The organism is Thermodesulfobium sp. (assembly GCF_053498235.1).
Window position 1 is genome coordinate 12,761 of the sequence record NZ_JBRCUV010000050.1, and the last position, 13,886, is coordinate 26,646.

Below are 13,886 nucleotides of genomic sequence, written 5' to 3' on the forward strand. Positions count from 1 at the left end.
GTGATGAAAATATATGGAATTTTTCCATCGAACTCATCCACACCAATTTCAAAATCAGGAAAACCAGATAAGACACAGTCATTTAAAGATAGTTTGACCCAAAGTGTAAGTATAGGAGAACTACAAAAAAGTGCAGTTGACGTATTGCCGCTTGTTAAAAGCAATGAAGAATTGGATGCTATAGCTTCAAGACTTAAATCGAGCGGAGTAAAATCAAATGTTGAGCTTTCTAACGCAATAAATTCTTATTTGGGAATTTTGAAACAATGAAACTTTTAGATGAAGCAGTTGATATTTTAGAACAGGAAAAAGAAATTCTGATTGCTGACAACGTAAAAGATCTAGTTGAAATTACCAAAAAAAAGGAAAAAATATTTAAGCTTTTGGAGAATGCGTTGAAAAATAGAAGATTTTTGCCTTCTGAGAAAAAACAGATCCTTTCCCGTTTGGAAGAAATTAGAAAATTAAACGAAAGGAATATGTACCTTTTGAGCGTTGCTAAGGCTTTAAATGAATATACTTTAAAAATTTGTGGCATTCCAATGTTAGAGGGAGAGCCTATACAAAATTACTCATTTGAGGCAAAGGTATAATGAGCACAATATCTTCATTTTTAGGGCTTCAAATTGCACGGAGTGCGCTTGCGGCTGACCAGCTCGCAATGGACGTTACAGGCCACAACGTAGCCAATGCAAATACTACTAGTTATTCTCGTCAATCTCCAGTTTTCGTCCAGAATACTCCTCTAAATTATCCTTCTTCTGGAGAAGTTGGAACAGGAGTTAATATATCAACAATAAAAAGATATAGAGATAGCTTTATAGACGCACAACTAAGAAGCGCTACCAGTTTGCAGTCGTATTATAATACTTCATCTACTCTATTACAGCAAGTCCAAACTATGTTAGCTGAGCCAAGTAACAGTGGACTGCAAACTAGCTTGCAAAATTTTTTCGGTGCTTTTCAATCTTTGGCAAACAATCCGTCTGATTTATCGACCAGACAGTTAGTGATATCTGATTCACAAAATCTTATATTTTCTTACCAAAGCATATACAATGGAATAATAGATTTGAGGAAACAGCTTAGTAACAGTCTTTCAACGCTTGCTACAAATGTCAATACAATTGCACAAAACATTTATACTTTGAACAAGCAAATAGCAATTGTTAGTGCAAGCGGACAACAACCTAACGATCTGATGGACCAAAGGGACAATTTGGTTAATCAGCTTGCACAATTAGTGGATGTAAGTTATACAACTGATCAGTCAGGGAATTTATTAGTCTCTATTGGTGGGCATTCTTTGGTTTCAACTGCGGGATATGATTCTTTGAGCGTTATTCCTGATACTACAAACCCATCCGATCCTAACGATCCTACCTCTTTGCCTATGTCAAAACTTATTTGGTCTAGCGATGGTATGAACGCTAACATTTCAGGAGGGCAAATTGGTGCGACATTGGACATGAGGGATGTTAATCTGGTTAGTTATCTTAATCAGCTAAATTCTCAAGCTCTTTCGCTTATGTCAGCAGTGAACTATTTGAATTCCCAAGGGTATCCCCTAAATTCTTCATATCTTGTTAGTGATATAAGCCCAACGCTCAACTTCTTTACAGGGAATAGTATTACAACTATGGGTATAGATTCAAGAATAATTAATAATCCTGGCCTTATAGGTGCATCTTCTACCGGTGGAAGTGGTGATGGGCAAATAGCCCAAGCAATTGCAAATTTGCAAAATGAAAATATCTATGGTTCTCCTGTGAATCAGAAAAGTGTTTCTGGATCCGTGCTGCCCGTGCAATATCTTGGTTCTACAGGATATAACCTCTCAAGCGCAAACGTAGATGTGGGATCAAGTGGGATTTATAATTTGGACTTTTCTAATGCAACTGCTGCTCAGAGAACGCTTACTGTACAATTAGGGGGACTGCCTTCTCAAAGTATTATAATAGATCAAACTAATTTCGGTAGTCTTGCAAACTTGATTAACGATATAAATTCTAAAATTATGGCAAATAGTGCACTGATATCTCCTCCTCATGCTATAGAAGATTCACCTGCAACTTTGAATCTTGCATTGAGTTCTGCAACTGCTGCTCAGAGGACGTTAACAATTAATGGAGTAAATATAACAGTTGATCAATCAAATTACAATTCTGTAAATGATTTAATCAGTGATATAAATACCCAAATAGCTGCAAGTTCTCTTTCAGGTCATGTACAAGCCTACAATGACGGCGGCCTTTTAGGATTTAAGGTTATAGATTCGACTACCTCAAATCTATCTGTTTCGGGGGATACAAGTGGTTATTTGGGTTTCAGTTCTACTGGAGTACAAAACGCAACTGCTACCCCTCTTATTCAGGCTTATCAGGATGGCAACCTTTTGGCTTTTAAGCTTGTTGATAATTTTCAGGGTTCTACCCCTATACAGGACTCTACTTTCCAGGGTTCATCCTTTATAACATCAGGACTTCAAGCGCTTGCATTTCCCACTGTAATTGGCACTGCATCTCCATCTTTAAATATTGTAACTACTTCAAATGCTACTTTGAATTTCTCGCTTAATGCGGGTTCTCCAGTTACCTTAAGTATTCCTACGGGGACTTATTCAAGCGTTGATAGTCTAGTGAGTGCATGGAATGCTGCTTTTAGCTCCTCTTCATTAAACGGTCGTGTTTATGCAGAAAACATAAACGGTAATCTCGCCTTTTACACTCCAAACCTTGGTATATCGTCGTTAACCGTTACAGGAGATGGTACACAGGGTTTTGACTCTACTGGGGTTACTAATTCGGCACAAGCTGACAGTGGCCTTTATAACTTTGCTATGTATGGGATTACAGCAAACGGTGTAGACCCTAGAGCGAGGACTTTGACTGTTATTACTACTAATACCTTGACAGGTCAGAGTATTGCCAGCAATATATATCTGCCATCGGGTGTTTATTCTAATTCTACTTCAATAGCAAGTGAATTAAATAATCTTTATGGTGGGCAAGGTGAACCTCTTTATGGTATTACTGTTGGAACAGATGGTGAGTCGTTAACCTTTACCTCAAATAACCCCAATCAATCATTAAGGGTTTTGGGAGAATATGCGTCGGCACTAGGTTTCAAAAATTACGATGGTTCATTTACAGTAGCCAACGCTTACATTGGAATGACTAGCAATATAGGTACACAGGGTCAACAGGCAACAACAAATTATAACAACCAAAGCAACGTGGTTACACTTTTGCAAAACCAGCAGCAAAGCGTTGAAGGTGTGAGTATGGATGAGGAAATGACTAATCTTATTCAATATCAAACAGCCTATGCTGCTAGTGCAAGGGTGATTAACGCAATTAATTCTATGTTAGACAAACTTATAAATGCAACTGGGTAGATTGGAGGATGAAAAATGGCTAGGGTAACTATGAATATGATGATTAATCAGTTCAATTTTGATTTGAACAATCAGCTTACTTCTATAGCAAAAGATTCTTACGAGTTATCTTCTGGAAATGCGATTCAGCTTCCTCAGGATAATCCTGTTTCAAATAATTATATTATGAATTTTAAAGAAAAGATTAACAAAATAAATGATTACCAAAATAATATTACTGCAGGCCAATCTATCTTAAATTCAACTGATTCTGCTCTTAACTCAATATCTACAATCCTAAACAATGCAAACACTATTGCTTTGCAAGGTGCAAATGTTACAAATTCGGATTCCTTAACCTCTTTGCAGAAAAGCGTAGAGGCGCTAAAACAGTCTCTTCTTTCTGTAGCAAATACTTCTGTGGGGAATACGTATATTTTTGCAGGTTCAAAAAGTTCAAACCCACCATTTTCTTTGGATTCAAACGGCAACGTGGTTTATTCTGGAGATGCAGCTTCAATACAATATTCGGTAGAACCTGGAGCGACTGCTACAGTAAATATAGATGGAACTCAATTGTTGCCCATTTTTAAAGCTCTTGATAATCTCGAGTTAGCTCTTAAATCGGGAAATCAGGAAACCATATCAAATACTATTGCCGACATTAAAAGTGCTATTGACACAGTAAACGATTTGCAATCAATTGTTGGTTCCAGACAAAATATGATGCAATATTTGGCTAATTATTATTCAAATGCGCTTACGAATTATAATTCTATCCTTTCCAGTTATCAGGATATAGATTTTCCAACTGTGGCAACTGATTATGCAACTCGTCGGACTGCTTATCAGGCAGCGTTGAAGGTAGGAGCTCAAATACTTCCCCAATCGCTTGTAAATTATTTGCAGTAATTAAAACATAGAAAGAGGTTGTCGTGCAAAGAGAAATTGGAATATACAATGAGATTTCAGATATAAGATTCCCAAGGGGGGTATACGGCTTTGAGGGGGAAAAGATTTTTAAGATAATAATTCCCGATAAGTCATCTCCATTAGCCTTTTTTCAGGAGATCTCTTCTAATTTGAGGTTTATAGTTGTTGATGCCTTTAGCGTATTTAAAAATTATGATGTGGTGATTGAAAAGTTCGATGCTGATGCAATAAACCTTGAAAAAGAAGAGGACGCAATAGTCCTTTGCATAGTAAATATGAAAAACCCTGTAGAGGATTCTACTGTTAACCTTCTTGCCCCGCTTGTTATTAATAAGAAAAATAAAATTGGCATCCAAATAATATTGGATAAGTCATCTTACTCTACTGAAGAACCGCTTTTCTCATTTACAAAAAGCAGTAAATAGTTTGTGTTGAGCAAATTAATTTTTTTTGTGTATAATGTTAGATGATTGTGATCCCTTTAGAAGGAGTGGTTCGGTGTGTTTTTGAGAACGCTGGAGATAGCTGGATCAGGTTTGACAGCACAAAGGCTTAAAATGGATGTAGCTGCAAATAACTTAGCTAATGCATATAGTACTGTTAAAGATAATCAAGGACAGATTTTTAAGAGACAAATAGTTGAATTGCAGGAATCACTTGGCGATGATGGTAAATTTCTCGGAGTAAAGGTAGCTGGAATTGTAAGCGATAATTCTCCACCGAGGATGGTATACGATCCTGGAAATCCAGAGGCAAACGCTGACGGATATGTAGAGTATCCAAATGTAAATCCTATTAGAGAGATGGTTTCTTTGATCAACGCTTCTCGCTCTTATGAGGCGGACCTGAACGTTATAAGTGCTACAAAATCTATGATAGGTCAGACTTTGGATCAACTGAAATGAAACCTATAGAGCCCATTAACTCAAATCTTAATCCTATCAGCCTGAGCAATCAAGCGAAGCCTACATCAAGCTTCAAAGATGCCCTACTGGATTTTTTAGGGAACGTAAACACGTCTCTTAAAGAAGGCGATCATGCTGCAGAGCAGCTTGCGGCAGGTCAAATTGATCTTCCTACGGCTCTTATAAAACAAGAAGATGCTGTTCTCTCCATGCAACTTTTAATGAGCTTGAGAAATGAACTTATAGGAGCATATCAGGATCTATCTAGAATAATTACATAAAATCATGGATAGGATTCGCACTCTATTTTTTGAACTGCGCGATCGATTTCTTGCGCTTTCTCCAGGAAAGCGTTTTTTGCTTTTATCAGGGGTATCATTTGCCTTTATTTTAGTTATTTTTCTATCTTTGTTTCTCTTTAGACCTCAGATGGCGCCGCTTTTTACTAATTTGTCTCCAGCTGATGGCGCCGCTATTGTAGCAAAGCTTAAAGAACAAAAGATCCCGTTTGAGTTAAAGGATTCGGGCACTACTATTTTGGTGCCAAAGGATAAGGTCTATGAATTAAGGTTATCTATGGCTGCTCAAGGGCTTCCAGAGGGGTCGGGCGTAGGTTTTGAGATTTTTGACAAAAATAATTTATTTACAACAGATTTTACCCAAAGGATTGATTATATTAGAGCGCTTCAAGGAGAGCTTGCGAGAACTATTTCCCAGATAAATGGTGTAGAGGGAGCAAGGGTACACATAGTATTGCCAAAAAAAGAAGTCTTTGTTTCCCAAGATATACCAGCTACCGCTTCAGTTATGTTGAGTCTAAAGCCTGGACAAAGTATTTCCGAGAAAGAAACTGAAGCGATAGCCTTTTTAGTTTCTAGAGCTGTTGAGGGATTAAAACCAGAAAACGTAACTATTATGGATACAAGGGGCGAGCTTCTTTCAGCTAACCTCTCTTTTAATAAGTCTGGTCTTTCCCAAAGGGAATTTGATATGAAGAGGAAGTATGAGAGCGAACTTCAAAGGAAGATCCAGACTATGCTAGATACAATGCTTGGTCCTGGGAAGTCAGTTGTTAGGGTATCGGTAGAATTGAATCTCGCTTCCTCAGAGGTTAAAAAGGTTACATATTCTCCTGTAGTGGGGCAAAACGGTATTGTTAGATCTAGTGAAATTACTACTGATACATCAAAGACTCAAAATACCACCTCTCAAGCCCCTTCAACATCAGTCCCTCAGGGTATACCTTCATATCAAACCCCACCTCCAACTTCCTATTCATCAAGCAGAAAGACAAAAGAAATTACAAATTATGAGATAAATCAGCAGGAAGAGATGATAAAAAATCCTGCAGGAGATATTAAAAGGTTAACCGTCTCGGTAATCGTTGATGGTACACCACAAACTGTAAACCTTCAGGCATTGGATACGGCAGTAGCTAATGCTGCGGGCATACTGCCTCAAAGGGGAGATAGCGTGGACGTTCAGGCGATACCGTTTGATAGAACTTATCAGCAAAAAGAGATACAGGCTATGCAGCAAGCTCAAATGATAGACATGATAAAGAGCATTGCTATGTGGGTTGCGCTTTTTATTGGTGCTATAATAGCTTTTATATTTATAAGAAGGACTATAGCTTCCATAAAAAAGAGCCAGGAAAAACCAGTTGCGCAAATTCTTGACGCAACTGTAGGTGCTGAGGGTATAATACATGAAAAACCGCTTACTCCGGAAGAGCTAGCAAGAAAGAAGGCGAGGGATGAGGTAGAGAGGCTTGCCAAAGAAAAGCCATCTGAAGTTGCTAATCTTATTAAAACCTGGTTAAGAGAGGATTAAATGAAAGGACAGCGTTTTACAAATAGGCAGAAAGCTGCTGCTTTGCTCTTGCAATTAGGACCAAATGAAGCGGCTAATGTATTGAAGCACCTTTCTGATGAAGATGTTGAGCTATTAACTCTTGAAATAGCTGGGTTAGGGAAAATAGATACTAGTGAAGTAGACGAAGTTTTAGAGGAAGCTTTTCAAACTATGTATGCTAGAGAAGCTGCGTCAAGAGGGGGAGTAAATTATGCAAAGGAACTTTTGGAAAAGGCATTTGGCCCTGAAAAGGCTCAAGAAATTTTAACTAGACTTTCTTCTTCTCTTCAGGTAAGACCATTTGAAATTGCAAGAAAAGCTGATGCAAGACAACTTTTGAATTTTTTACAAAACGAACACCCGCAAACTATCGCTCTTGTTCTTGCTCACTTAAAGCCAGAACAGGCTGGGACAATCTTGAGTGAACTGCCTCCAGCTATTCAAGCAGATGTATCTTTTAGATTGGCAACAATGGATAGAACTTCTCCAGATATTATACGAGAGGTCGAAAGCGTTTTAGAAAGAAAGCTTTCCACTATTGTTAGCCAAGATTTTACAGAAGTAGGTGGAGTTCAGACTTTGGCTCAGATTTTATCAAGATCGGGTAGAGCTGTCGAAAAATCAGTCCTGGAGGCATTAGATGAGAAGGATCCAGAATTGGCTGAAAACGTGAGAAAACTGATGTTTACGTTTGATGATATAGTAAACCTTGATGATCGCTCAATTCAGATAGTGTTAAGAGAGGTTGATTCTAAGGATCTTAGCATTGCTTTAAAGGGTAGCTCTGAAGAAGTAAAGGAGAGAATATTAAAAAATCTTTCTCAAAGGGCTGCGCAAATGTTAAAAGAAGAGCTAGAATACATGGGGCCTGTTAGACTAAAGCAGGTTGAAGAAGCTCAAGGAAAGATAGTAGCCATAATCAGAAGGCTAGAAGAGGCAGGCACAATAGTTATATCACGTGGCGGAGAAGATGAGATTATTTACTAATGAAGAAGTTTGCATTTAGATTTGAGAGATTGAAAAAACTTAGAGAACTAGAAAGGGATGTCTCTCTTAATGCCTTTTCAACTTCTTTGCAGGAATTTATGCACAAAGAAAAGGAATATAAGCTCATGTTTAAAAGGGTTTTGAATGCTAGAAATGAACTAAACGTTGCTTTGGAGAACGGTTCAAGCGTAGATAAAATTAACACCTTGTTAAATAACGTCTACATATTAGAGGGGCTACTCAAGGGGAAAAGGGATGAGTTGTATTCAGCTTATTTAAAGGCAAAAGAAGATAAAGCTGATTTTTTGGAAAAAGACATAAAAAGAAAGGTTATGGAAAAAATTAGAGATCAACACCTTAGGCTTTACTTGAAAAAACTTTTCAAAGAGGATCAATCAAATATTGATGAAGCTTCAAGCAATATTCGTGAATTAAAGCGGAAAATAACCTAAATGAGCGCAATCTTTTCACGAACTGAAACTGTTCTGGCTGGTTTGATTATGCTAATTTTAGGAATTATGATGATTCCTTTACCCCCAACTTTGATGGATATTTTGCTTTCTCTTAATATTTCACTTTCAATTGTGACGCTTATGGTAACGCTTAGTGTTAAAACTCCCTTAGATTTTTCTGTTTTTCCAACACTTATCTTGATAATGACAATATTTAGGATTTCCTTAGAGATAGCGGCTACTAGGCTGATACTCTTACATGCGTTTGCTGGAGAAGTAATTAATTCCTTTGGAACATTTGTGGTTGGCGGCAATTATGTAGTTGGCCTTATCATATTTCTAATACTTATAGTTATTCAGTATCTGGTTATAACAAGTGGGGCAACGCGTACAGCAGAAGTTGCAGCTAGATTTACTCTTGATTCTATGCCAGGAAAACAGATGGGAATAGATGCAGATCTAAATGCTGGATTGATCAACGAAGAGCAGGCAAGAGAGAGAAGAAAGAATATTCAAAGAGAGGCAGATTTCTATGGCAGTATGGACGGTGCATCAAAGTTTGTGAGGGGTGATGCAATATCAGCTATCGTGATTATGTTTATCAACATAATAGGCGGTTTTATAATAGGCATAGTACAACATAATATGAATATTGGTCAGGCACTTAGCACTTATACACTTTTGACGGTGGGAGAAGGTCTTGTTTCTCAAATTCCAGCTCTTCTTTTGTCCACCTCAACGGGGATAATAATCACAAGGGCGTCGAGCAAAGACGGTTTGGGAACTGATACATTTACGCAAATGGTAGCACAGCCATCTGCAATACTTTTTGCAGCTTTAATAATGCTAATAATGGGAATGATTCCAGGTTTGCCAAAGATACCATTTTTTATACTTGCAGTCCTTTTTGGTTTTGTTGGTTATTATTTTATACAAAGGGCTAGAAAAGAAGAGGAGGCCGTTGAGAAAACGAAGGTGGAAGTTCCCGTTACTTTGCCACCTGTAGAGATTGATCCATCAATACTTAAGGTTGAGACTTTGGAATTAGAGATGGGATATTCTTTGGTTCAATTAGCAGATGTAGGTAGGGGCGAAGGCATACTTCACAGACTTGCTCTTACTAGGAGAAAGCTTTCAGAGGAAATGGGGTTTATAATTCCACCAATTAGAGTGAGAGATAACTTACAGCTTAATTCTACTAGGTATCAAATTAAAATAAGAGGTAATGTTGTAGCTTTTGGAGATGCCTATCCGAATAAACTGCTTGCCATGCCTCCAGCAGGTCAGGAGATTACAATAAGCGGAATAAAGGTGAAAGAGCCAGTTTTTGGTCTTAATGCAGTTTGGATAGATTTAGAACAGAAAGAGGCTGCTGAATTGTCAGGTTACACTGTGGTAGATCCCTCTTCAGTAATTGTAACCCATATGACAGAGGTAATAAAATCCAATGCTGTTTCAATTCTTGGTAGACAAGAGACATCAGTTCTTATTGAAAATTTGAAAGCAACTCATCCTGTTCTTGTTGAAGAGGTAATTCCAGAATTGCTCTCAATTGGCGATGTTCAAAAGGTTTTACACGCGCTGCTAAGTGAAGGCGTGTCTATTAGGGATATGGTAACGATCTTTGAGGCTTTGGCTGATAATGCTAGACAGTTAAGAGATGTTACTACGCTTACTGAAGCAGTTAGAAAGAGGTTGGGGAAAGCAATTACCCAAATGTATGAGGATGCACCAGGAGAAATAAGCGCAATTGTTATAGACGCAAATCTTGAGAGCGAAATCTATTCTAGTTTGACGGAAAATAAGGTTTTGGATAACCAATTTGCACAAATTATCGTGAATAATATTACATCATCAGTTCAGGAGGCTCTCTCTCAGGGCAAGAGATTCGTTGTATTGACTACATCTAGAATAAGACCTCATATCAGAGCGCTTACCTTAAGAGCGCTACCTAGAATACCAATTATGTCTTTTGAAGAATTAGATCCAAATGTAAAACTCAAAGTTATTGCTACTGTTCGGAAATAGTGGACGTAAAACCTGTAAGGTTTGAAAAGGTAGTAAGTTCTGGTAAAACTCTTGGAAAAATTTCTGGCAAGGTTGTGTTCTGTTATGGTGTTTTGCCAAAAGAGATTGCTGAAGTAAAGTTTGTTAATGAAAAGAAGGATTATATTGAAGCAGAACTTGTAAGTGTAATTAAACCATCTAAATTTAGAATTCCACCGAAAGAAAGCCATTACTTAAATTGCTCACCATGGCAAACTATAAATTATGATTATCAGTTAGAATTGAAGAAAAGTATAACTGAAGAGGCTATATTTCAAACTGTTAAAAGAGATATTAAACTTGATTTTTTCTATAGGGCAAACAGCATATATGGTTACAGGACAAAAATCGAATATAAGTTAGAGGATAGTGACAAAAATTTACGATATGCCTTTTATAAAAGGGGAAGTAAAGAACTTGTTCCTCTTGAACGTGGGTGTGCGCTGATAGAAGATAAGGTAAATCGAGTTGCGTATAAACTTTTAGATTTCATTAATTCTTTAAATATAGATAAGAAGGTTTTTGACAGATTTATTTTTAGAAAGGGGAAAAATGGCGAAGTATTAGGAATAATTTACTTAAATTGTAAAATAGACAAAATCATTTTGCCTAAAGTAGAAAACCTAGTTGGTCTTGTTGTTATTGCTGGGGATGATAAGCAGATATATGGCCGGGAATTTATAGAACAAGATCTTTTAGGTGCTCAGATAAGGTATGGTTATGATTGTTTCTTCCAAAATAATATTGATCTATTTTCTAAGGTATTAGAGATCGTTAGAAGTGAGATTAATGGTGCTCGGAAGATAGTAGATCTGTATTCTGGGGTTGGATCCATAGGATTGAGCCTTAGAGATTTAGCTGACAAAATTGTATTAGTAGAGTCCTTTAGAAATTCATATCTTTATTCATTGAAAAATATAAAAGCACTTGGTGCAAGAAACGCCTTGTCAATCCTTTCTGAATCTGAACGAGTTAGTGAGGATGTTTTGAAAGAATCTGATGTTATTATCCTTGATCCGCCAAGGGCTGGCGTTGGAAAAATGCTCTTAGAGAAGATATTAAAAGCTTTGCCAGGAAAGATTGTCTACCTTTCGTGTAATCCTATTACTCTTGGCAGGGATTTATCTATTTTGCTCAAAAGATATACTATAAAAAAGATTTACGGGTTTGATTTTTATCCTAATACCGTTCATACAGAAACTTTAGTTTTTCTCGAGAGATAAGTGCAAAAGCAAAAAAGCATTTCGCGAGCAAGATGCTCGCGTTACTATGAGATGCCTGCGTTGAAACAATAGCTTGACAGACATAGTAAAAGATGATAGGATTTTCCTACTTCAGGAACAATGGCGTTCCTCTAAAGAGGGAAGCGTTTAAAATTCTTTTTCTATCTCCTATTTTTTCCTTTTTCCAGCCCTTTTTTGTATGCGAGATCTGTTATTTTTGTCGATCACATCACAAAACACAAATTTATTTCTGCTTTCTTTCGCATCCAAAAACCAATTTTTACAAAAAATTTTGAAAGGGGGTTCTTAATTTGTTTAAGTACATAATTGCGATTATTCGTCCTTACAAGTTAGACGAGATCAAAGAGGCGCTTATGGAGTCAGGATTTGTTAAGGGTATGAGCGTCTCTGAGATTAGAGGTTTCGGAAGGCAACGTGGCCACAAGGAGAGATATCGTGGCTCTGAATACGTTGTTGACTTCGTAGAGAAAATAAAGCTTGAGATTGCAGTAGAAGAAGAATATTTAGACAAGGTAATAGAAATTATCAGAGAGACTGCAAAAACTGGTGATGTCGGTGACGGCAAGATATTTGTTCTTCCGATGGAAAATGTTGTTAGGATAAGAACTGCTGAAGAAGGAAGAGAGGCACTATAAAATTTAAGGAGGAAAAATATGTTCGGAGTTCCTGAAGGCTTATCGTCTATTTTTATAATGTCTTTAATACTAATAATAAGAGTTTTTAACATGAAATCAAATCCGCTATTTAAAACACTTTCACCTTATCTAAGATATATTCTACTTACAGGATATTTTCTTCTTTTGCTAGTCATTATTCAAAGTATTGGTTCTGTTAGCTATGCAGATGATGCTACACCTACTCCTGAACTTAATGGTGCTGATACTGCCTGGATGATGGTTTCTACAGCACTCGTAATGCTTATGACTATGCCTGGTCTTGCGCTGTTTTACGGTGGCCTGGTAAAGAAGAGCAGTGCGTTAAATACGATGTTGATGTCAGTTGGCGCCTATGCCTTAGTTTCTGTAACATGGTTTGTTTTTGGATATCCACTGGCGTTTGGCAATGATGTAGGCGGTATAATTGGACAATTTGTTAGCCCATTTTTCTACAATATAGTTGAAACAAACTTCCTTACAGGGACAATACCTACAAGTGTATTTGCGGCCTTTCAGATGACATTTGCGGCTATTACCGTAGCTCTTATATCTGGTTCTGTGGTTGAGAGGATGAAATTTTCTTCTTGGATGCTGTTTGCTCTTATATGGTCAACTGTTGTTTACCTTCCTATTGCCCACTGGGTATGGGGAGGAGGATGGCTTATGAAGCTTGGAGCTCTTGATTTTGCTGGCGGTACTGTTGTACACATAAATGCAGGTTTAGCTGGTCTCGCACTGGCACTGCTCCTTGGAAAAAGGAAGGACACAAGACTTATGCCTCATCAACTTGGTATATCTATAATTGGTGCAGGGCTTTTATGGTTTGGTTGGTTTGGATTTAACGCGGGAAGCGCTCTTACCTCAGGACAATTAGCAGGTGCGGCATTTATTAACACAAATACTGCTACTGCAATGGCGCTTTTAACATGGATGGTTTTAGATGTTATAAAAGATCACAGAGCCACAGCTCTTGGCGCTATATCTGGCGCGGTAGCTGGTTTGGTTGCGATTACTCCTGCAGCTGGATTTGTAAATATAGGAGGAGCACTTGCTATAGGAGTTGGTGCATCGGTACTCTCATTTTTAGCTGTGTCATATGTAAAACCATTTTTCAAATATGACGATTCTCTTGACGTTTTTGGCGTTCACGGCATTTCTGGAATTTGGGGTGCTCTTGCAACAGGTATATTTGCTTGTCCTTGGATTAACAGCGCTGGAACTGGCCTCATATTTGGTAATCCATCTCAGGTTGGTATACAGGCTCTGGCTATAATTGCTACAGGAGGTTATTGTTTCGTAATGACTTTAATTATTGGCAAGCTTATAGATATGATCATAGGCCTAAGAGTAAAACCTGAAGATGAGATTAAGGGTCTCGACGCTAGCCTTCATGAGGAAAGCGCTTATGGTTTATAGCCTTTTTTAGAAAATAA

Annotated in this window: 14 protein-coding genes; all 14 read left to right on the top strand. The window is 37.6% G+C overall.

Annotated features, from left to right (window positions below):
* The 14 genes from ACWIUX_RS06980 (at position 1) to ACWIUX_RS07045 (ending at position 13,869) form a co-directional block, all read left to right on the top strand.
* A complete protein-coding gene (locus ACWIUX_RS06980) occupies positions 1 to 270 on the top strand; it encodes a hypothetical protein (protein WP_448590008.1) in 270 nt (89 codons plus the stop codon).
* Complete coding sequence (locus ACWIUX_RS06985) at positions 267 to 593, top strand: hypothetical protein (RefSeq protein ID WP_448590009.1); 327 nt, start codon at positions 267 to 269, stop codon at positions 591 to 593. Before ACWIUX_RS06980 ends, ACWIUX_RS06985 begins: the two co-directional genes overlap by 4 nt.
* Positions 593 to 3,397, top strand: coding sequence for a flagellar hook-associated protein FlgK (gene flgK / locus ACWIUX_RS06990; RefSeq protein ID WP_448590010.1), 2,805 nt, complete (start codon positions 593 to 595; stop codon positions 3,395 to 3,397). Before ACWIUX_RS06985 ends, flgK begins: the two co-directional genes overlap by 1 nt.
* A 15-nt stretch (positions 3,398 to 3,412) precedes the next feature.
* Positions 3,413 to 4,288, top strand: coding sequence for a flagellar hook-associated protein FlgL (gene flgL, locus ACWIUX_RS06995; RefSeq protein WP_448590011.1), 876 nt, complete (start codon positions 3,413 to 3,415; stop codon positions 4,286 to 4,288).
* A 23-nt stretch (positions 4,289 to 4,311) separates the two neighbouring features.
* Entirely contained in the window at positions 4,312 to 4,734 is a 423-nt protein-coding gene (gene fliW, locus ACWIUX_RS07000; protein ID WP_448590012.1) for a flagellar assembly protein FliW, read from the top strand.
* Between the two features lie 75 nt (positions 4,735 to 4,809).
* Positions 4,810 to 5,214, top strand: coding sequence for a flagellar basal body rod protein FlgC (gene flgC / locus ACWIUX_RS07005; RefSeq protein ID WP_448590013.1), 405 nt, complete (start codon positions 4,810 to 4,812; stop codon positions 5,212 to 5,214).
* Positions 5,211 to 5,495, top strand: a complete 285-nt coding sequence (fliE, locus tag ACWIUX_RS07010; RefSeq protein WP_448590014.1) for a flagellar hook-basal body complex protein FliE — start codon at positions 5,211 to 5,213, stop codon at positions 5,493 to 5,495. The genes flgC and fliE overlap by 4 nt, the downstream gene beginning before the upstream one ends.
* Before the next feature lie 4 nt (positions 5,496 to 5,499).
* Positions 5,500 to 7,047, top strand: a complete 1,548-nt coding sequence (gene fliF / locus ACWIUX_RS07015; protein WP_448590015.1) for a flagellar basal-body MS-ring/collar protein FliF — start codon at positions 5,500 to 5,502, stop codon at positions 7,045 to 7,047.
* Positions 7,048 to 8,055, top strand: a complete 1,008-nt coding sequence (fliG, locus tag ACWIUX_RS07020) for a flagellar motor switch protein FliG (protein ID WP_448590016.1) — start codon at positions 7,048 to 7,050, stop codon at positions 8,053 to 8,055.
* Positions 8,055 to 8,507 (top strand): flagellar export protein FliJ, encoded by a 453-nt coding sequence (locus ACWIUX_RS07025; RefSeq protein WP_448590017.1) that lies wholly within the window; start codon positions 8,055 to 8,057, stop codon positions 8,505 to 8,507. The genes fliG and ACWIUX_RS07025 overlap by 1 nt, the downstream gene beginning before the upstream one ends.
* Positions 8,508 to 10,535 carry a flagellar biosynthesis protein FlhA gene (gene flhA / locus ACWIUX_RS07030; RefSeq protein ID WP_448590018.1) on the top strand — a complete coding sequence of 676 codons (2,028 nt, stop codon included), beginning with the start codon at positions 8,508 to 8,510 and terminating at the stop codon, positions 10,533 to 10,535. It abuts the gene before it with no gap.
* Positions 10,535 to 11,776, top strand: coding sequence for a class I SAM-dependent RNA methyltransferase (locus tag ACWIUX_RS07035; RefSeq protein WP_448590019.1), 1,242 nt, complete (start codon positions 10,535 to 10,537; stop codon positions 11,774 to 11,776). The genes flhA and ACWIUX_RS07035 overlap by 1 nt, the downstream gene beginning before the upstream one ends.
* Before the next feature lie 311 nt (positions 11,777 to 12,087).
* Positions 12,088 to 12,432, top strand: coding sequence for a P-II family nitrogen regulator (locus ACWIUX_RS07040; RefSeq protein WP_448590020.1), 345 nt, complete (start codon positions 12,088 to 12,090; stop codon positions 12,430 to 12,432).
* Positions 12,433 to 12,450: 18 nt separating this feature from the next.
* Positions 12,451 to 13,869 (top strand): ammonium transporter, encoded by a 1,419-nt coding sequence (locus ACWIUX_RS07045; protein ID WP_448590021.1) that lies wholly within the window; start codon positions 12,451 to 12,453, stop codon positions 13,867 to 13,869.
* Positions 13,870 to 13,886: the final 17 nt, after the last annotated feature.